The sequence below is a fragment of the Paenibacillus sp. FSL R10-2778 genome (assembly GCF_038593035.1).
Lineage (GTDB): Bacteria > Bacillota > Bacilli > Paenibacillales > Paenibacillaceae > Paenibacillus_AQ > Paenibacillus_AQ odorifer.
In genome coordinates this window covers 5,901,304-5,921,185 of record NZ_CP151956.1, presented here as the reverse complement: position 1 = coordinate 5,921,185, position 19,882 = coordinate 5,901,304, and the positions used below count along the sequence as shown (strand labels likewise).

Genomic DNA, 19,882 nt, shown 5'->3' with positions numbered 1-19,882 from the left:
AGTGTTTCAATGGAAATTCCTTTGGAGGCTGATGAAGTATTAAGTCGGATCAAAAAGCTGCAAAGCGACGGAAGCTCAATCAGTAAAAAACAAGTAAAGCAAAGCGACCCAGAGCTTATGAGAAGTGCGCTGTTCTTTTTTCCAAGCTGGGAGCATGCATTGAAAAACGCCGATCTTTTGTAGCCATAGTATTGTAAAAGGAAGCTAAGTGGACAGGGGGAGATCTCTGATTCTGCTTAGCTTTTTTCTTTTTTATGAAATCATTCGTGCTGTTCATGTGAAATAATATTAACAAGCTTGCCAAACGGATCGGGGACATAGAAACGACGAACACCCCAAGGTACAGAAACTGGCCCAATATTGGTATTGAAGATTGTCGTTTCTTATTAAATAGGAAAGTACTGGTGAATCACCCCCTTTTTCGCTTGCTTCAGAGCTGTTTTTCTAAAGAAAACGAGTAAACAAGAGCAAAAGAAAGAGAAAATGAAGAGTATGCTTAATATGAAATGAAAAGCATTGCTTTCAACATTATTTTGACCAGAGCCCTCCTTTACAAGAAAACCTTACAAGAGTATGATTCATCTCAGAACTGAGAATTATCTTAAATTTACAATTACATAAGCAATCCGCTTAATTTCCGTTTCTGGAAAGCGGGGGAACCAACAACTGGCAGCCGATGTGAGAGTCGGCACTGGTTATGGGGTGAATCCTGTTCCGGGTGCATAATATGCATCCCTGCAGGTAGGGCAACTCTCACTGCCCGAATCCGACAGCTAACCTCGTAAGCGTATGGAGAGAGGATGAATGGCGTGTTTAGTGATGAATAGCCACAGAGAATCCCTCTGTGGTTTTTTGCTGCGTTTTTAAGCAGATATAGTCGTAGAATTTATTATGAAAGAGGTGTTACCTTTGCCTATCGCTAAACTGAACGGAACTTCGCTCTATTATGAAATCAATGGAACTGGCACTCCGGTTGTGTTTATCCATGGACATGGATTAACACACAGTATGTTCAAACCACAGCTGGAGTATTTTTCCGATAAATATAAAGTGATTTTGTGCGATTTACGGGGGAATGGCAAGTCTGGTAAACTGCTGGAGGCCCCACATGAGATTATTGAGACGCAATGTCTGGATCTGATTATGCTGTTGAATGACCTAGGTATCCGTGAAGCAGTTTTTGTAGGAATCGCCTATGGTGGCTTAGTCGTTCAGCATATTGCCAAACAATATCCTGAGCGTGTAAAAGCAATTGTGGTCGCGGATAGCTTTTGTAGGACTCACGGATCAACAATAGTAGGGAAAATACAAACTATGGCAGCATATTGCAGTTTACTAATGTATTATCTCCCAAGCGAGCTGGTGTTGCCTTCGATTCGGATGATGTACCGAGAGCGCTGGAGTCTGGCCTACAATGAGATTAGAAGAGGACTGCTGGACAAACGCCCCCGGGAGCTATATCGGCAAAGGCTGGCTACGAGCCATGTTGATTACACCAGATGTTTAAAGGCTTTTAAACGTCCCGCTTTGTGTATTGTAGGGGACTTTAATGAATTTGGAGTGAATTGTATGAAGGAAATGGTGTCTCAGCTGCCGCAGGCGCAGTTGGCGATTATTCCGAACGCATTAGATCCAAGTAATCTGTGCCAACCGGAGCAATTCAATGCGATTCTTCAACGTTTCTTAGAGAAGCAGCAGGGCAGTCAGCAGATTAGCTGATCTATTGGGAGACCTTCACAAGCGAAGCGTTTAAGTGAGAAAAAAGACGTCCAATAGCCAGGGAGCACGAGCTGGCTATTGGACGTCCTTTTGGGTTGAAATTTAGGGGAATTCTCCCTAAAATGAAGGAGATTATGGCTCCTAGAAAGTGGATTAGGGAAATCCTCCCTAATAATAGGATGTTTTTAGGAAGGATTTCAAGGATTTCCCTAATATAATGGACATCCAACTAAAGGCTGGCTTATCAGTAGTAAAATCTACGAATGAGCCAGCCTTTGGTTATTTTACTAACCGATGGATGTTGAACATTTACAAGCATATTGTACCTAGAACGCCACTTAATGTCCCACCCTACCACAGCATCAAATATAGCTCACCCGACGTGGGAAAGAACGGTAGACCTAAGTAGTGATAGTAAGTGTATAGAGGAAGGCGTAACAAGCAGCACATCTGCTACTCTTGCTTTTTGTACAATGCGATCTACTCGTGTAAGATTAAGATAATTCATACTAAAGGAGCTGAGTCATGATGTCTCAAGCTGAAACTATAAAACTGACTTCATTATCTTCAAAAGGGGGCTGCGGCTGCAAAATCGGTCCCGCCGATCTCATGCAGGTTATTCGCAGTCTGCCACCAACTGTTCCTAACCCGGACCTACTAGTAGGTCTTGATACTAGTGATGATGCAGGGGTGTATCGTTTAAGTGATGAATTAGCGTTAGTGCAAACTGTTGATTTTTTCACGCCGATCGTGGATGATCCCTATTCATTTGGTCAAATTGCAGCAGCCAATGCATTAAGCGATATATATGCGATGGGTGGAAAGCCGCTTACGGTGCTTAATATTGTGGCTTTTCCTATTTCTGTTTTAGATAAAAGCGTTCTTGGTGACATTTTGCGCGGTGCAGCGGATAAAGTACAGGAAGCAGGAGCTACTCTTGTGGGCGGACATTCCATCGACGATAAAGAGCCCAAATTCGGATTGGCCGTTACGGGCCTTGTGCATCCTGACAAAGTAAGAACGAATGCGGGCGCCAAGGTGGGAGACAAGCTGATTCTAACGAAGCCTATCGGTGTGGGGATCTTAACAACTTCCATTAAAAAGGATCAGCTATCTCCTGAAGAAACCACACGCCTTACGACAGTAATGTCTACTTTGAATAAAAAAGCGGCTGAAATCATGGAGCCTTATGATGTACATGCTTGTACAGATGTTACCGGATTTGGGCTACTGGGACATGCCTCGGAAATGGCTAAAGGGAGCGGCACGGGCCTGATCATTCGTCAAGACGATGTACCGATGCTGCCAAGAGTAAGAGAGCTTGCGGAACAGGGATTTGTTCCAGGAGGCACTAAGAATAACTTTGCCCATCTGGAAGGCAGCATTCTTTATCCGGAAGAGATGGACCAACTAAGCCGCTATATTCTATGTGACGCTGTGACTTCTGGCGGATTGCTGATCTCTGTGGCCCCCGAACAAAGCGAAGATTTGCTAAAAGAGTTAGTAGATGCAGGGGTAGAAGCGGCATTGATCGGAGAGGTAACGGAAGAGCATCCGGGTCAGATTACGGTTATAGCTGCTGTGGAATAACTGTTGTATATCAGCTTAGAGCAAATTATGAAGGTTAGCCACCAGAGGAGAGAGCATATTGTTTCAGGACATTACACTGGAAGAACTTAGAGTGTTAAAAAACAAGAAGCAGATCACCATTATTGATGTTAGATCTCCTTCTGAATATAAAGATGCAACGCTGCCGGATAGTTTGAATATTCCCTTTTTTGATGATCAGGAACGGGCTGAAGTAGGGACGTTGTATAAACAGACAAGTGTGCAGGCCGCGAAAGAACGTGGTTTGGAGATTGCTGCGGCAAAACTGCCTTCTTTTGTCAAAGAATTTGCAGCGATTCAAGGAGACAAAGCAGTATTCTGCTGGAGGGGAGGTATGCGCAGCCGTACAACTGCGACCGTACTCTCTTTAATGGATATTCATGCTTACCGGCTGATAGGCGGCTATAAGGCTTATCGTAAATGGGTGCTCGACGAATTGGAGTCCTATGAATGTAAGGCGAAGTCTTATGTGATTCACGGAAATACAGGCACAGGTAAAACCAATCTGTTACACCGCCTGAAAGCGCAAGGCTACCCCGTTCTGGATTTGGAAGGGATGGCAGGTCATCGTGGTTCTATTTTTGGTGAGATTGGCCTTCGTGCGAACAATCAAAAAACGTTCGATAGTCTTCTTTTAGAGGAGTTAATTAAGATCGGGGATTCTCCTTATGTACTATTTGAAGCGGAGAGCAAAAAGATTGGTAAGGTAGTAATGCCCCCATTTATGGCCGAGCAAAAAGAGAGCGGAACACAGATCTGGATTGAGATGCCTTTGCAAGCCAGAGTGCAGCAAATCCTTGAGGATTACCGGCCAGAAGAGTACAAGGAGCAGTGTATTTCTGCATTTCGGAGTATTAAATCCCGAATTCATATCCCTGTTGCAGCAGAAATCGAACGATGCTTGCAGGCGGATTTGTTCGGCGAAGCTGTGGCGCTGCTGCTAGAATATTACTATGATCCTAGATACGATTATACGTCCACTCAGTATGAAGGCATTGAGAGAGTTACTTTTAAAGTGAATAATCTGGATGAAGCTGAGACTGCTGTGCGTTCTTTTTTAAAACATCAAGAAGTATAAGTTTCGCGTTATGGTTAAAGGGGGCTTTACTTAATATGATCTATTTAGATTACAACGCTACAACACCAGTAGATAAGGAAGTAGCAGAGGTTATGATCCCTTATCTTTACGGTCATTTTGGGAATCCCTCAAGCAGTCATTCTTTGGGGCGGGAAGCTAAACTCGGAATAGAGCAGGCAAGAACACAGGTGGCTGATTTCCTGAATTGTGCGCCGGGTGAGGTGCTTTTTACCAGTGGGGGTAGTGAGTCTAATAATACTGTCATTAAAGGAGTAGCCCAAACGTATCGCCATAAAGGTAATCACATTATCCTGTCTGCTATTGAGCATCCAGCTGTAATTAAACCTTGTCAGTACCTGGAGCAGATGGGATACAACCTGACTTATGTACCTGTTGACTCTTATGGAATGGTGCAGGTTGACGATGTGAAAAAGCAGCTCACGGACCAAACCATTCTGGTCTCCATCATGCACTCTAATAACGAAACGGGCACGATCCAGCCGATCAAGGAAATAGCTGAGGTCTGCCACCAACGGGGCATTCTTATTCATACAGATGCTTCACAATCTGCGGGAAAAGTAGACCTCGATGTAGCGGATTTGGGAGTGGATTTTCTAACGCTTGCAGGCCATAAATTATATGCGCCCAAAGGCATTGGAGCATTGTACATTCGGGACGGCATTCACATTGAGCCTTTGATACACGGTGCGGGCCATGAACAGGGGCGAAGAGCGGGGACAGAAAATACACCCTACATTATTGGCTTAGGAAAAGCCTGTGAGCTTGCTGCTGACTCTGATTCTAGAAAAAGAGTTAAGCAAGTTACGGAGTATTTCTATGGAAGACTGCAGGAGTCTTTTGGCGAAAAAATTCATTTGAATGGTCATAAACACAAGCGCTTGCCTAACACCCTTAACGTTAGTTTTCTTGGAGCAGTGGGTCATGAAATTATCGATTCCCTGGAAGCTGTGGCGGCTTCAACGGGCTCGGCGTGCCATTCCGGTGAAACGTTGATTTCGCCTGTTTTAAAGGCTATGCATGTGTCGGAGAATATTGGACGGGGAGCGGTTCGTTTTAGTGTGGGACGATATACGACTACAGCGGAAATCGATGAGGTCATCGATAAGCTGAAGGTGTATTTGTTATGAGGTTCGTTTTTGCAAACAGTGACAAAGTGTGAATTCTAGTGAACGCACTATGATTCTCAGTGAACGGATTATGGCTCCCAGTGAACGGAATCGCTATCGGACTCAGGCGCTCTTATTTGCAATATTTTCCTATTTTTGAGTTGCTATAGGACTCCATAGGCGTTATTAGTACAAAATAGACACTACTGAGCATCATTTCTGCCCAATAGCGCCTCTCAGGTCCGATAATCTCTCTAAACAGTGATAAATTAACGAATAGCGGCATCTGAGTCCGAAAGATCAAGAGTTGAATGCGCATATTACAAAAAAAGCATCTGCCACCTCCTTCAAAAGGAATCGCAGATGCCTTTTTTAACTTTTTTTTAGTGATTATACAATCGTAAAGCCAGCACTTGCATAACCAGTGACTGTATTTACAAGGGTAAGACCTGTAGCGGTGGCTGAGAATACCATAAGCAAACGTGTCTGTGGTGTTACAGTAAAATTGATACCATTCGTAATTCCGTTGACAAAAGTTCCAAGATTAATAGTACCGGTGATAGGTGGAAGTGGGACTGTTGCGCCTGGAATAGGAGTAAATGTGTTATTTGGTGTGGCAGATTGGTACAATTGCGCTGTTACATTTATCGTAGTACCAAGCAGCGATAAAGCTATGGTATTACTGAAGTAAGCGGCAATGGAAGTTATTACTCCTGCTCGAGGAGTTGAGAATGCAAAATTGATAAGCGGTCCAAGGAGAGTACCTGTCAAATCAATATTACCGCCAACAAGCGAAATACCTGTGGCTGAACTTCCGAAGCCTACAAGGCTTGTTGTTCCAACCAAACCACCTAAAACCGTGGTCATAATAATAGGTCCTCCGGATGCCAGCGGAATAATTGCACCGTTACCGGTTGCACCAGTGACTCCGGTAATGCCAGTAGCTCCGACCGCGCCGGGATCACCTGTGGCCCCCGTTACACCGGTAGCTCCGGCAACGCCGACCGCCCCCGGATCACCCGTCACGCCCGTTGCCCCCGTAGCTCCGGCAACGCCGACCGCCCCCGGATCACCCGTCGCCCCTGTGGCACCCGTAGCTCCGGCAACGCCGACCGCCCCCGGATCACCCGTCGCCCCTGTGGCACCCGTAGCTCCGGCAACGCCGGCCGCCCCCGGATCACCCGTCACGCCCGTTGCCCCCGTAGCTCCGGCAACGCCGACCGCGCCCGGGTCGCCCGTCGCGCCCGTTGTACCAGCAGGGCCCGCCAAGCCGGCAGCACCCGTCGAGCCCGTCGCTCCAGTTGCTCCTACGCCTGGACCCGCTGGTCCTTGCGCACCTGTTGGTCCTTGAATCCCTTGCACACCCTGTGGTCCTTGAGGTCCCATCGCACCACCAGCGATTAACAAGTAATCTGGTGAACTTCCAGGTATTCCAGTAGGTCCAGAAACAGTAGCAATATAGGTGCTGCCATTGAAGGTTACTACTTGACCTGCTGGATAAGTAGGACTTTGTGCAGGATTAAAGATTACAATTCCTTGCAGCCCTACCCCTTGCGGGCCCTGAGGTCCTTGAAGTCCAGGCGTTCCTTGAGGGCCTTGTGGTCCTTGCGGTCCTTGGGGGCCTGTGGAGCCACCAGCAATTAATAAATAGTCTGGTGAACTTCCAGGTGTTCCCGTTGGTCCAGCAACAATAGCAATATAGGTACTGCCATTAAAGGTTACTACTTGACCTGCTGGATAGGTAGGGCTTAATGCAGGATTAAAAGCAACAATTCCTTGCAACCCTGCCCCTGTGGTTCCCTTTGCGCCCGGAATCCCTTGCGCTCCTTGCGGACCCTGGGGTCCCTGGGGTCCCTGTGGCCCTTGAGGTCCAGTCACACCTTTAATAGGTAATCCAATTGCTTGTGTAATAGAAGCTTGAATATGTCTGATCTGAATAATCAGCTGATCTTTACAATTAGAGTCAATCTTCGTGGCGAGAATAAAAGATAATAACTCTGCTAACAGCAGTTGAAGATTAGTGCCCACGCTTACGACAGAGAAGGGACTGACTTCGGTCGATACAATGGTTATCTCTACTACAGAAAGTAGCTCAGTTCTAAAAGGGCTGCATAACTTAGAGGTATGCAAGAATTCCAATAGTTCTCTTAACACTCTTTGGAGATTGGCAATATGAAGTGTTGTGGGATTCGTAAGTACGGGGGGCACCACTGCAGAGAGATCAGTGACTATTTTTAATAGTGCGTTACACTCCCTCTTTCTAATAGGACTGCTGATCCTTCCATGCTTGTTTAGGATAGCATCCCCTTTAAATGGTCTGTAATCAGGCATATTTCTATATCTCCTCCTTGAACTTCTCCTGTTCATTCCTTTAAAAAATGGGAACCTGCCCAATCAGCATATTCTGAGAAGCGGAAGTGGTTACAAAAATTTCCCTAAAAGTCGTTATTTCTGAAAGTCGTTATTAATGAAGTAATACAAAAAAGGCAGGCCACCGCTAATTACGGTAGTCTACCTTTTTAATAGATACGTTAAGTAGTCTCTCCTTTAATGAGAGTTACGTCTACAGTAGTGTTGTTGATTAGCTCTCCGTCAGCACTTTCGATCATTTGCAGGAGAGTATTGGTCAGCATGACCCCGATCCGATCACTAGGTTGCATAATGGTAGTCAATTTAGGACTCTGAAGCATGCGGGTAAAGCTGTGGTAATCATAACCGATGATTTTCAGTTGCTCGGGCACTCGAATGCCTTGCTGTTCAGCATAAATGTATAAAGCATAAGCCACAATATCATTACTGCAAAATACTCCATCATATTCTCGAAGTTGGGCCGGAGAGATATTTTCGGTGACAAAGGACCAAAAATAATCAAAGGTAAGCTTGTTGTGCGCGCCTTCGATAATATCGTAAGTTACACCATGTTTCATACTTGTGATGACAAAAGCATCCCGACGGCGATTCGCTAGAATATCCAGATCTAGCGGGCCGGAGATATGTAGCAGCCGTTTACAGCCCAGCTGTATCAAATGTTCGGTAGCTAACTCACCACCGCGGTAATTATCCGATCCCACACAAGGGATATTGGAAGAAATAAAACGGTCAAAAGAGACAATAGGGAAAGGGACCTTTTTATAGCTTTCAATATTCATAGTGTGGCTGCACATGATAATGCCATCTACTTGATTCTGGCGAAGCATGCTAATATAGTTGGCTTCCTTCTCAGGATCATCAAGAGAATTGCATATTAGCAATTTATAGTTTTTTTCATTAGCACTCATTTCAACATACTTGATGAGATCGGAAAAGAAAGGGTGGTTCGAATCTGGAACAATAATCCCAATAAAAAAGGATTGATTCTTCTGTAAGGCTCTGGCGATTTGATTAGGATGATAATCTAAGGCGTCCATCGCTTTTTCAACTTTTTTACGCGTCTCTTTGCTGATATATCCCCGGTTGTTCATTACTCTGGACACGGTAGCTACAGCAACGCCCGCCTCCTTGGCAACATCTTTAATACTTGCCATACCCTCATCCCCGTTTCATAAAATGCTCTAATCTATATTCTACAACTTTCTTGGATTGTTGACACTAATCGAGACTAACAATTGTAAAAGCATAGATAGTTTCTGATAGTTATAATAGGTATGTTATACGTTACCACAAATATATGGACATAATATTAAATTCTAATAATTATAGCTTTTTTTTATTGATTTAATTATATGAAAACGTTTGACATATTATATGCGCGTCTATAAAATTGGTTTTGAATAAACCTTCATCTAGGGAGGAACAAGATTGTTAGGATAACGCTTTCATAAGTTGCATTAGTTTGATGATTTCTCAGACCTTATGAAGCAAGAGTGTATAAATTGAAATAGAAGGAGAACGCCAATATGCAGATTAAAAATGAAGCTATGCTTATCACTTACGCAGATAGCATGGGAAACAATTTAAAAGAACTAAACGAAGTACTGGATACACACTTGCAAGGAGTCGTGGGTGGGGTTCATTTATTGCCGTTTTACCCCTCTTCGGGCGACCGGGGATTTGCTCCGATGGATTATACGAAGGTTGATTCGGCTTTTGGCGACTGGGCGGAAATCAAAGAGATGAGCGAGAAGTTCTACATGATGTATGATTTCATGATCAATCACATTTCACAGCAGTCTCCATACTTTCAAGATTTCCTTGAGAAGAAGGATGAATCGCAATACAAGGATTTATTTATTCGTTACAAGGATTTCTGGCCTAACGGTGAACCAACTGAGGTTGATGTGGATTTAATTTATAAACGTAAACCGCGGGCGCCATACGTAGAGGTTACTTTTAAAGATGGGACGAAGGAAAAGGTTTGGTGTACGTTTGATGAGCAGCAGATCGATCTGGACGTGACTACCGAAACCACGAAGAAATTCGTGAAAGACAATCTGACCTTCCTTGCTGATAAAGGAGCATCGATTATCCGGCTGGACGCTTTTGCCTATGCCAACAAAAAGATGGGTACCAGCTGCTTTTTCGTAGAACCGGATATTTGGGAAATGTTAAATTTGTCTAAAGAAGTAGTGGAGCCTTATGGCGTAACTGTTCTTCCGGAAATCCATGAGCATTACAGCATTCAATTGAAGATTGCAGACAAGGATTATTATGTCTATGATTTTGCCCTGCCAATGTTGGTATTACATGCTCTATACAGTGGACAAGTAAATCGGCTTGCGCATTGGCTGGAAATCTGTCCGAGAAAACAATTCACTACCCTGGATACACATGACGGCATCGGTGTGGTGGATGTTAAGGATCTGATGACCGACGAAGAAGCTGAAATGACCAGAGAAAGCCTATATAGCCAAGGAGCAAATGTTAAGAAAAAATACAGCTCCGCCGCTTATAATAATCTGGATATTTATCAAATTAACTGCACTTATTATTCTGCACTTGGCAATGATGATCAGGCGTATCTTTTGGCCAGAGCTATTCAGTGCTTCGCCCCTGGTATTCCACAGATTTATTATGTTGGTCTATTCGCGGGCGAGAATGATATTGAGCTGCTCGAAAGCACAAAAGAAGGACGCAATATTAACCGCCATTATTATTCTAAAGATGAAATTGCTGCTGAGGTACAACGTCCTGTTGTTCAAAAGCTGTTCGCATTGTTGAAATTCAGAAATAGCTGTCCAGCTTTTAATGGTGAGATCAAGATTGAACAAGGTAGTGAGAATGAGCTGAACATCACTTGGAAAAATGAGAACAGTGTAGCGAAGCTTGAAGCTAATCTGTTGACCAAAGAATACACCATTCTTGCAGGTGAGAATGAAGCAAATATTACGAAGTTATTTTAATATTTCATATGTTATCGAAGGGTGTTCCAAAGGCTGGGTCAATGGCTGCTGGAGCACCCTTCGTTTTGGAGTATAGGTGATTCATGTTATGAACTGTTTTTGGTCCGTCTGAATTCTATTGGTGTAAGGCTGAAGTTGCGTTTGAACATCCGGTGGAGATAAGAACTGCTGGTGAAGCCAGTTACTTCAGCAATATCCGATACCGATAAATCACTCTCTACAAGCAGGCGGCATACTTCCTTCATCCGTACCTCCATGATGACATCCACAATAGTGGTTAGGGTCTGCTGCTTATAAAGTCTGCTGACATAGATTGGAGACATATTAAGTTCATCGGCAATTTGGTTCAGACTTAAGCAAGGGTCCATGTAAGATTGCTGAATGGTTTGGTTGATTTGCCGGATTAGATCGCTTTGCTTGGAGCTGCGCTTATCCGCTTGGAATTCCTGAATATGATCAAAAAGCTGGTAAAAAGCTGCCTCAAATTCTTCTATTGTTTCATAATGTTCAAGCGAAGGCATCACCATTATCCCTTCGGTGGGGGTAGGACTAAGCTTCTTGATGTTATCGACAATTCGTTTAATCGTTAGCGTCACCCTTGAAACAGTAAGTTCCAGCACATGATAGGGATATTGCTCCATTTGACGTACCATTTCGGAGAAGTGACTGCGGGCTTCGTCTGTTCTGCCACTTGTGAGCGCATCGACCAGCTTTTTTTCGCTGTCAGCCGGGTAGGAGTAAAGATTGTTCTGAAGCTCGCTAATGCGCTCAGCATTGATCAGGCTGCCATGACCATAAAACAGTCTATGTTTGGAAGCTTCTCTGGCCTGACTGTACAGCCGGTTTAGTACATCTGGATTATCACTGATAGGGCTGTACACTAACGACAGTCCGATTTTTAAATAATCACAACAGGCCACACGGATCTGCCGCAGCAGCACTTCAATCAGCTCGGTATCCAGATGCTCAGTGGAGGTCATGCTGCTAAGCAACATGACCACACTATCGTCATTCATATCTACAGTTTCCACCTGATAAGTCTGTCCACAGATCTCTGAGGCAATATTCATGATGGCAAACTTGTACGGAAGGAGATAAGAGCCTCGTTCCTTTCGCAGAGCTTCGTACTCATCAATGCGTAGTAATACTAGCCGGTAGCCCTCGTTTAAATTAAAAGAAATACCCAGTTGTTGAACATCATTTTGCCGGCTGTTATGAGGAGATTTAATGCCAAGCACCAGATTGCGTAATGAGTTCTGCCTGATCGTAAACATACTGTTACGTTTATCTGCCTCAAGGGTGTTCATTCGGCTTACGATCGAATCAATCGGCAGATAAAGCCGTTTGGACAGTACCCTAGAAATAACAAGACCGAACAATAAAATAATTAAAGAAATCAGAAGCGTAGTATTGCGGATATGATTGGTCTGTTCAGTAATTACCTCATAAGGAGTAATGCGCACATATTGCCAGCCAAGCGAATCGGGCGAAGTATAGGACACCAGTGATTTATTCCCTCTAAAAGGGGCAGTAAAATAGCCGGCAGAACGTGCTTTTACTTGATGCTCCAGCCAACTGTTTTCATCCCCGGAGAGCTTCTCCAATGTCAGCTTATTCCCCGACAGAAAACGGCCTTGGTCATCCAAAATGTAGGTACTGCCACTACCGGGTGTATTGCCGTTAGCCAGTTCTTTATTGATCCAAGCCGCGGATATGTTAACAATAACCGCAGAGTTAATAGAGCGGTCCCAATTGATCGCATCATAGCAAAGGTAAGTATAGACTGAGATGGTTTTTTTCTCAGGTTCATCTATGGAATAGGTTCGCGGAATCGGCGTAAATGTTTTGTAATCCTGATAATGATTCAGCATCTGAATAATTTCAGTGTCCACCAGTTCGCGGGTGGTGAATACGCCATTCTGGCCCTGTGCTGCCGAAATATAAACCGTGTCATTATTCGGATTATATACATAGATGGATTCAATATAAGGCATGGAATTTAAGTAGTTTCCGAGATCGGACATCGCCGCGGTTACCTCATAAATAGAGGGCTTGTTGTAGAACAACAGATGAGAAATCGTGCTGGTTCGATACAATTGAAATGAAAGCGTTTGCGCGACTTCAGCCATGTTGACCACTTTTTTGCCAGTCTGGGTCAGATCCCTTAGATCGGAGCGAAAGGTTTGCGTCTTCTCGACGCCGATGTAGTACGTATAGTAAACAAAAGTAGAGATAAGAAGGGTTAACGATATGCACAGGGTTATGGTGGTGAGCAGCTTGCCATACAGTAGTCTTTTTCTCCGTAGATCATTATTCTTCATACCGTCCCCCCTGATCATCATATGACTTATTCGGACAAGACTCTGGATGAATTCATATTATGAATTTCCTTTATTATAAGTCCCCAAGAGTGAACAGAACAGTGGAGCAACCTTAGAATCCTGCATTTTTCCAATCTGAAGGGAGTGAACAAATTAAATATTCGTGTACAAAACAGTCTTTTCTACAAGGATTATAAGGAGTTAGCGAAGCTTGAGAAGCTCAGTGGGTCTCCGAAGACTTTTACATAAACATCCTGATTGTTCAGTTCCTGTTTCGCCAGTTTGTGCAGTAAGGCTTGTAAGCTTCACTTCTGTGTTCAGAAGAATCCCCCTATAGTGGAATTATGCAGTTTCTATATTAAGGGGAGTGAGAGATCTTGAGCCAAACCTCATCCAAAGGAATTTCAAACGTCGAACTTGGCATCCAGGCTGATGGTAGAGCACGCTTACGAACGACAAGAAAGAAGAAAGGATTGTTGTATGAGCTGGTGCACAATCGGGTAATGTTTCTGATGTTGCTGCCCACCTTGATCTTTTTTCTGGTGAATTCCTATTTTCCAATGGTAGGCATCTATTATGCGTTCACTCAATTCGACTTCAACAGCAGCATGTTCAACTCCAAGTTTGTGGGATTACAGAATTTCGAGTTCCTCTGGAGATCCGGTACGCTGGTGAAGCTCACGATGAACACGATAGGATACAATATTGCTTTTATTGTACTGGGAAATGTGCTGGCAATTGTCTGTGCGATCCTGCTGAGTGAGCTCAATGGAAAATGGTTTAAAAAGATTAGCCAATCGGTAATGTTTCTGCCTTACTTCGTATCTTTTGTAATTCTCAGCGTAATTGTCTACAACTTGTTTAATTATGACAGCGGTTTCTTAAATACAATGCTTACCCAATTTGGCCTTGATCCGGTCGACGTTTACAGTAAACCTTGGGCATGGATCTTTCTGATCATTATCTTTTATCTATGGAAAAATCTTGGCTACAGCATGGTGATTTATCTGGCGGCGATTACGGGGATTAGTGACGAATATTATGAAGCGGCCAAAATTGATGGCGCTAATATTTTCCAACGGATTTGGTATATAACGGTGCCGATGCTGAAATCAACCTTTGTGGTGCTGCTGCTCTTTGCGCTCGGGAGTATTATGAAGGGCCAATTCGATCTTTTCTATCAATTAATAGGCAATAACGGGCTGCTCTACAATACGACGGATATCCTTGATACCTATGTATACCGTTCGCTTAAAGTAACCTTTGATGTGGGCATGGCAACGGCTGCCGGGGTCTATCAATCCTTGTTCGGCTTCGTCCTCATTATGACGGTCAACTACATTATCCGCAAAATAAACGATGACTACGCCCTGTTCTAGGAGGATAAGAAATGAAAATTCAAAAGGATAAATATACGCGAATGCTTCATTGGATTGCCTATGTGGTCATTATTGGCTTATCGATCGCTTGCCTGCTGCCCTTTTTGCTAATTATCTCTGCATCTTTGACCAGCAATGAGTCCATTATTCGCGATGGCTATCATCTGATTCCGGCACAGTTCTCACTGGAGGGCTACAAGACGGTATTCATCTTCCCGGATGAGGTGCTGCGGGCATATGCGGTCACAGTCAGCACAACTGCGATTGGAACGGTAATGGGACTTTTTTTCATGACTATGGCGGGTTATGTACTGGCGCGTAAAGATTTTAAATATCGAAATAGCTTTTCCTTCTATATATACTTTACGACTTTGTTTGGGGGAGGACTTGTCCCGTGGTACATCATGATTACGAAATACCTCGGTCTGCTGGATTCCTATGCGGTACTGGTGCTTCCAGGTCTGATGACGCCATTTTTGATCATTTTAATGAAAAACTTCATCAAATCAGCAGTTCCTGAGGAATTGTTCGATTCTGGCAAAATAGACGGGGCCGGTGATTTCCGGATTTACTGGCAGATTGTACTCAAGCTTTCCATGCCGGGCATCGCTACAGTCGGTTTGTTTCTGGCTTTGTATTACTGGAATGACTGGTTCACCTCTTCACTGTTCATCAATGATACGCATAAATATCAGCTGCAATTCTATCTGTACAATGTTATCAATTCAGCACAGTTTATCGCACAGATGGGGGCGGGAACCGGGGTGTCACTGGCTACGGAGGTCCCTGCTGAGTCTACCAAAATGGCGATGGCAATTGTCGTGACGGGACCTATTCTTTTTCTGTACCCGTTCGTTCAGCGTTATTTTGTCAAAGGCCTAACCATCGGCGCTGTAAAAGGTTAGAACCGCAACCTGCCCACTACCGGGTTAAGGTACAGTCGGCTAACATAGAAGCATAGTGAAAAGGGAGGATTCAGATGAATAAACAACGGGGCAAACGCATGTCTATTCTGCTTACGTCAGTATTGGGCTTGACGCTGCTGGCAGGCTGCGGGGGGAATTCTAATTCTGCAAACGGAGACAATGCGGCGGTAAAAGAGAGCAATAGCGGAGGAAACACAGCACAAAGTACGAACGCAGGGACGGAGGAGAAGACCGGACTGGACACTTCCAAAAAGGTCGAGCTGCAATTCTACATGCTAGGCGATGCGCCGAAGGACCTCTCAAGCATTGAAGCGGAAATTAACAAAATGGCCGAAGAGGATCTGAATGCAACCGTTAAATTCAACTATACAACCTGGACAGATTGGGATCAGAAATATAAGCTGCTGCTGTCGTCGGGTCAATCAATCGATCTGATCTTCACTGCGGACTGGACACAATATCAGGCTTATGCGAAAAAGGGAGCTTTTTTAGCTATTGATGATCTGCTGCCCAAAGCTGCCCCAGAACTCCAGCAATTCGTACCACAGGAAATGTGGGATGCTGTGAAGATTGATGGCAAGATTTACACCGTTCCAGCGACTTATAAGGAGTATGTAACGAACGGCTTCGTATGGCGTGAGGATCTGCGCAAGAAATACAATCTGCCTCAGCCGACAGATCTGGCTAGCTATGAAGAATACATGGAAGGAATCAAGAAAAATGAACCGCAGATGTCACCTGCTTCTTTTAACAGTGATGTAAGAGGTAACATTCATGATGTATATTCAACACTTACCGCACAGGTCGGCAGTCCGCTGCCTTATGGTATTGGTATTAAGTACGATGATCCTTCAAAAGCTTATCTGTATTGGGGCTCGGAGGAACATAAAGAAGAGCTGCTGACGATGAGACGCTGGCAGGAAAACGGATTGATTTCCAAAAACGTCCTGAACTTGAAGGATACCATCCAGGCTCCGATTATCGCGGGCAAGGCAGCAAGCATCTTCGGAGATAATCCGACTCGCTTCAACGATACGTTGATGAAGGTGAAAGCAGCACATCCGGATTGGGATCTAGGTTACTATCCTTATGGCAATACCATTGGTTATGCAACACCAGTTCATCCTATTCATAATGGTTTCGCCATTCCGAAGAGCAGCAAGAACCCTGAACGTGCACTGGCCTTCTATGAAAAAATGGTCATGGATAAACGTTATAATCAGCTGACACAATACGGTGTGGAAGGAAAGAACTATAAAATTGATGCGAACGGCTACTATGAACTTATTGGAGATGCTTCAACGAACGGTTTTACACGCGAGGGAATGAATGGCTGGGCCTGGCGGAATCCGGAGTTCATGCTATTTGATAAATCCTATGATGGCGTGAAGGAAATTTTCGCTGAGCTCGACAAAATTCAGAAGCCGGATATTTTCACCGGTTTTGCTGAGGATTATACCTCTTATCAGGCGGAAAAAGCAGCACTAGAGCAGGTGGAAAAGCAATACCTGTATCCATTGCAAGCTGGATTAGTAGAGGATGTTGATGCGGGTTTAGCCACCTTTATGGAAAAGGCTAAGCAAGCCGGCCTTGAAAAAATCCAGACCGAATATATCAAGCAATGGGATGCTTATGTGCAGGAGAAGGGTTTGAAATAATAAAAGTAGCAAGGGAGGTTCCTTAAGCCTAATGGCAGGGAGCATCCCTTTTTTTGTGTTCTTTAACGTACTCAGATTTACGAGAAACGTTGACGGAATTCCCGTGGAGTGGTTCCTTCTATTCGAATAAAGCTGGAGCTGAAGTAAGGCGCCTGATTGAAGCCAACTTCCTCGGCTATACGGGCAATTGTGTAGCTGGTCTGCATCAGCAAAAGTTTACTTTGCTGAATCCGATAATGCAGCAGATATTCCATCGGCGCACAGCCGTATTCCTTCTTCATGCAACGAGCGATATATACAGGGTGAAAGCTTAGACTTTCCCCGAGCTGCTGCGCAGTGATATGCTCACGAAAATGGCTGCGTAAATAGGAGGCCGCTTGCTCTGCACATATTTTGGAGGGCGAGGGGCGCTCATGGCTGAGGGAGGCGGATAACTGCTGTATAACCTCCTGAAACAACAGCTGCTGCTGAAATGGAGTATCGCTTAAATGGGAATTAGGCACAAGCTGATTCAGCTGCGAGAGCAGCTCTTCCATCTTGGACGGCTGCAGCAGAGTTGTATATTGAGGTAAGCGTAAGCTAAACGGCCGGATATCAAATTCGTCAGATTGCAGGGAGTTCTCTATTTTGACGTTGTCTTTCTCAAACGTAGCAGTCGTATCCTCGGTCATATTCCAGTCGCCCACCGTTTGAAAATGCAGCCAATAATAAGAGGTGGATTCCTTGCAGCTATCCGTACTGAAATGATGGCTGTCTGGACGAAGTAAGAGCGCCTGACCTGCTTTTACTTGAAAAGGGAGACCGCCTTCACTCATATATAAACAGCCTTGTTTAACTACAAGCAAATCGAACACCCGGGTATTATGGCGGCTCATATGATAATGGCCGGGGGAGAAAGTATGGAATCCGCTTACAATGTAGTACAGCAACGGAGGAACGGTGAAGTTCAAGATGTTCATGTCAGAAGCTCCTTTTAGTGAGGTTGGAATAATGTAATAATTGGTTTGAAATCTGTACCATCATCCAAAGTATATCATCTATAATTTAGTCTGACCTAATGAATAAAGATGTTATTTTTTAGGCTGAGTCTGTAGGCATGGTTTACGAGGAGGGTTTGTATAGTGAAAAAAGAAAGACAGGGTTTTGGACTCTGGGTATTGGCTTGGCCTATATTTATAGAGGTATTTCTACAGACTCTGCTGGGTACGGTAGATACATTAATGGTCAGCCGTATCTCTGATGATGCAGTCGCCGTAGTCGGCATTTCCAATCAATTGTTCGGTGCATTGACCACACTTTTTACAACATTTGCGGGTGGAGCGGGGATTCTGATCGCACAGAGAATGGGCTCCAAACGTTTTGGTGAAGCGCGCACGATTGCTATTATGGGGGTAACGGTTAGCCTCGTGTTGGGGATTGTCGTGAGTATTGTATTGTTTTTCTATGCGGGCCCTATTGGTGGGGTTCTAAATATAGCACCTGAGCTATTGTCACTTTCCAATGTCTATATCTCCTACGTCGGCGGTGGACTTTTTATGGTCGGAATGATTGCTTCCCTCGGTACCGCTATCCGGAACACAGGGAATACCAAAGGGCCGATGTACACAGGGATTATAATCAATGTCATCCATATAATTCTGAACTATATTTTTATATTTGGTGTATTCGGACTGCCACAGCTAGGCCTTGCGGGCATCGCGATCTCCAGTATTGTCAGTAGACTGGTCGGAGTGATTATTCTCTACTCCTTATTCCGGCGTTCTTTCGAGATCAAGGTTAGACTTAGAGATTTCCGTATATTCAATGGCAAGCTGTTCAAGCAAATTCTGAAGATTGCCTGGCCTCTCGGGATCAATTCTTCCTGTTGGGTATTCTCCCAGCTTATTGTGTATTCCTTTCTGGCTGCACTTGGAGCCGAAGCGTTAGCAGCACGCACGTATCTTAACACCCTGGAGTCCTTTTGCTTCACGCTTGGTTATGCTTTTGCGCTGGCGGGTCAGATACAGATTGCTCATTTATTCGGAGCAGGCAAACTGAAAGAAGCTTATCGCAGTGCATATCGTACACTCTTCATTGGTTTGAGCATTGTGTCAGCTAACATGCTGTTACTATTCCTGTTCGGAAAACAGCTGCTCGCTTATTTCACATCTGATCCGAAAATTATTGCGATCGGGGTTTCTTTGTTAGCTCTAAATCTATTGCTCCAGCCCTCCAAAATGCTGAATATGGCCCTCGGCAACGCGCTGAATGCCATCGGGGATACGCGTTATACGATGTATACTTCCATCGTGTCTATGTCCCTCATTGGCGTGGGCTGCTCCTATTGGTTAGGAATCAGCTTCGGCTGGGGACTCATAGGTATCTATTGTTGTATGATAGCCGACGAATTGGTGAGAGGTTTGCTTGTTTTGGTGCGCTGGAGGGGGCGAAAGGTTCTCCGCCAAGCGGACACCGGCTTGAGTGAAGAGAATGCTTCACTACATGGAGCGGGGAAAAGAAACGCCTCGTTAACCACATAAGCGGGACTCTATAAGTCCAGCTTGATGGGCAATGGAGTGGTTTTAGAGTAGGACGTTGTTTGTGGAGTAGTGTTTTTGTTTCGGCAGTAGGGTGGTAGTAGTGCTGCAGTAGTGCGATAGTAGGGCCATTGCGGGAGGCGGTAGTAAGGCGGTTGCGGGCAGGCGGTAGGTAGGGCGGTTACGGGAGGTCTGGCGTTGTGCTTTCGGA

Annotated in this window: 14 protein-coding genes, 1 pseudogene and 1 riboswitch; of the genes and pseudogenes, 10 read left to right on the top strand and 5 right to left on the bottom strand. The window is 44.6% G+C overall.

Features of this window, described 5'->3' with window-relative positions; translation table 11 throughout:
* Positions 1 to 9 precede the first annotated feature (9 nt).
* Positions 10 to 183, top strand: coding sequence for a hypothetical protein (locus NST40_RS26515; RefSeq protein WP_169744809.1), 174 nt, complete (start codon positions 10 to 12; stop codon positions 181 to 183).
* Between the two features lie 77 nt (positions 184 to 260).
* Here NST40_RS26515 and NST40_RS26510 read toward each other — a convergent pair.
* A pseudogene (locus tag NST40_RS26510) lies at positions 261 to 356 on the bottom strand (glyoxalase); the annotation flags it as partial.
* Between the two features lie 261 nt (positions 357 to 617).
* Positions 618 to 804, top strand: a riboswitch (cyclic di-AMP (ydaO/yuaA leader).
* 105 nt (positions 805 to 909) lie between these two features.
* Here NST40_RS26510 and NST40_RS26505 point away from each other — a divergent pair.
* The 4 genes from NST40_RS26505 to NST40_RS26490 all read left to right on the top strand — a co-directional run bounded on the left by NST40_RS26505 (position 910) and on the right by NST40_RS26490 (position 5,553).
* Entirely contained in the window at positions 910 to 1,719 is an 810-nt protein-coding gene (locus tag NST40_RS26505) for an alpha/beta hydrolase (RefSeq protein ID WP_076130474.1), read from the top strand.
* A 528-nt stretch (positions 1,720 to 2,247) separates the two neighbouring features.
* Positions 2,248 to 3,309: a selenide, water dikinase SelD gene (selD, locus tag NST40_RS26500; protein WP_076277190.1), complete on the top strand. Its 1,062-nt coding sequence runs from the start codon at positions 2,248 to 2,250 to the stop codon at positions 3,307 to 3,309.
* Positions 3,310 to 3,367: 58 nt separating this feature from the next.
* The gene (gene mnmH, locus NST40_RS26495; RefSeq protein WP_341003823.1) at positions 3,368 to 4,405 is read left to right on the top strand and encodes a tRNA 2-selenouridine(34) synthase MnmH; all 1,038 of its coding nucleotides are present in this window, start codon (positions 3,368 to 3,370) and stop codon (positions 4,403 to 4,405) included.
* 35 nt (positions 4,406 to 4,440) lie between these two features.
* A complete protein-coding gene (locus NST40_RS26490; protein WP_076221014.1) occupies positions 4,441 to 5,553 on the top strand; it encodes a cysteine desulfurase family protein in 1,113 nt (370 codons plus the stop codon).
* Between the two features lie 369 nt (positions 5,554 to 5,922).
* On the opposite strand, the gene NST40_RS26485 is transcribed toward NST40_RS26490, so the two are convergent.
* Together NST40_RS26485 and NST40_RS26480 are read right to left on the bottom strand one after the other, a co-directional pair.
* Complete coding sequence (locus NST40_RS26485; RefSeq protein WP_342410145.1) at positions 5,923 to 7,863, bottom strand: exosporium glycoprotein BclB-related protein; 1,941 nt, start codon at positions 7,861 to 7,863, stop codon at positions 5,923 to 5,925.
* 200 nt (positions 7,864 to 8,063) lie between these two features.
* Positions 8,064 to 9,056: a LacI family DNA-binding transcriptional regulator gene (locus NST40_RS26480; protein ID WP_076128039.1), complete on the bottom strand. Its 993-nt coding sequence runs from the start codon at positions 9,054 to 9,056 to the stop codon at positions 8,064 to 8,066.
* A gap of 372 nt (positions 9,057 to 9,428) precedes the next feature.
* Between NST40_RS26480 and gtfA the strand changes: the two genes are divergently transcribed.
* On the top strand, positions 9,429 to 10,871 hold the full coding sequence (gtfA, locus tag NST40_RS26475) for a sucrose phosphorylase (RefSeq protein WP_342410144.1): 1,443 nt from the start codon (positions 9,429 to 9,431) through the stop codon (positions 10,869 to 10,871).
* A gap of 86 nt (positions 10,872 to 10,957) precedes the next feature.
* On the opposite strand, the gene NST40_RS26470 is transcribed toward gtfA, so the two are convergent.
* Positions 10,958 to 13,192: an AraC family transcriptional regulator gene (locus NST40_RS26470; RefSeq protein WP_342410143.1), complete on the bottom strand. Its 2,235-nt coding sequence runs from the start codon at positions 13,190 to 13,192 to the stop codon at positions 10,958 to 10,960.
* A gap of 503 nt (positions 13,193 to 13,695) precedes the next feature.
* Between NST40_RS26470 and NST40_RS26465 the strand changes: the two genes are divergently transcribed.
* From NST40_RS26465 to NST40_RS26455, 3 genes are all read left to right on the top strand, one after another.
* On the top strand, positions 13,696 to 14,571 hold the full coding sequence (locus tag NST40_RS26465) for an ABC transporter permease subunit (RefSeq protein ID WP_094903677.1): 876 nt from the start codon (positions 13,696 to 13,698) through the stop codon (positions 14,569 to 14,571).
* Between the two features lie 11 nt (positions 14,572 to 14,582).
* Entirely contained in the window at positions 14,583 to 15,476 is an 894-nt protein-coding gene (locus tag NST40_RS26460; RefSeq protein WP_036685379.1) for a carbohydrate ABC transporter permease, read from the top strand.
* Between the two features lie 68 nt (positions 15,477 to 15,544).
* Positions 15,545 to 17,155 (top strand): extracellular solute-binding protein, encoded by a 1,611-nt coding sequence (locus NST40_RS26455; RefSeq protein ID WP_341088817.1) that lies wholly within the window; start codon positions 15,545 to 15,547, stop codon positions 17,153 to 17,155.
* 77 nt (positions 17,156 to 17,232) lie between these two features.
* Here the strand turns inward: NST40_RS26455 and NST40_RS26450 are convergent, their stop codons facing one another.
* The gene (locus tag NST40_RS26450) at positions 17,233 to 18,114 is read right to left on the bottom strand and encodes an AraC family transcriptional regulator (RefSeq protein WP_076220150.1); all 882 of its coding nucleotides are present in this window, start codon (positions 18,112 to 18,114) and stop codon (positions 17,233 to 17,235) included.
* Between the two features lie 162 nt (positions 18,115 to 18,276).
* On the opposite strand from NST40_RS26450, the gene NST40_RS26445 reads away from it, so the two are divergent.
* The gene (locus NST40_RS26445) at positions 18,277 to 19,674 is read left to right on the top strand and encodes an MATE family efflux transporter (RefSeq protein WP_342410142.1); all 1,398 of its coding nucleotides are present in this window, start codon (positions 18,277 to 18,279) and stop codon (positions 19,672 to 19,674) included.
* Positions 19,675 to 19,882 lie beyond the last annotated feature (208 nt).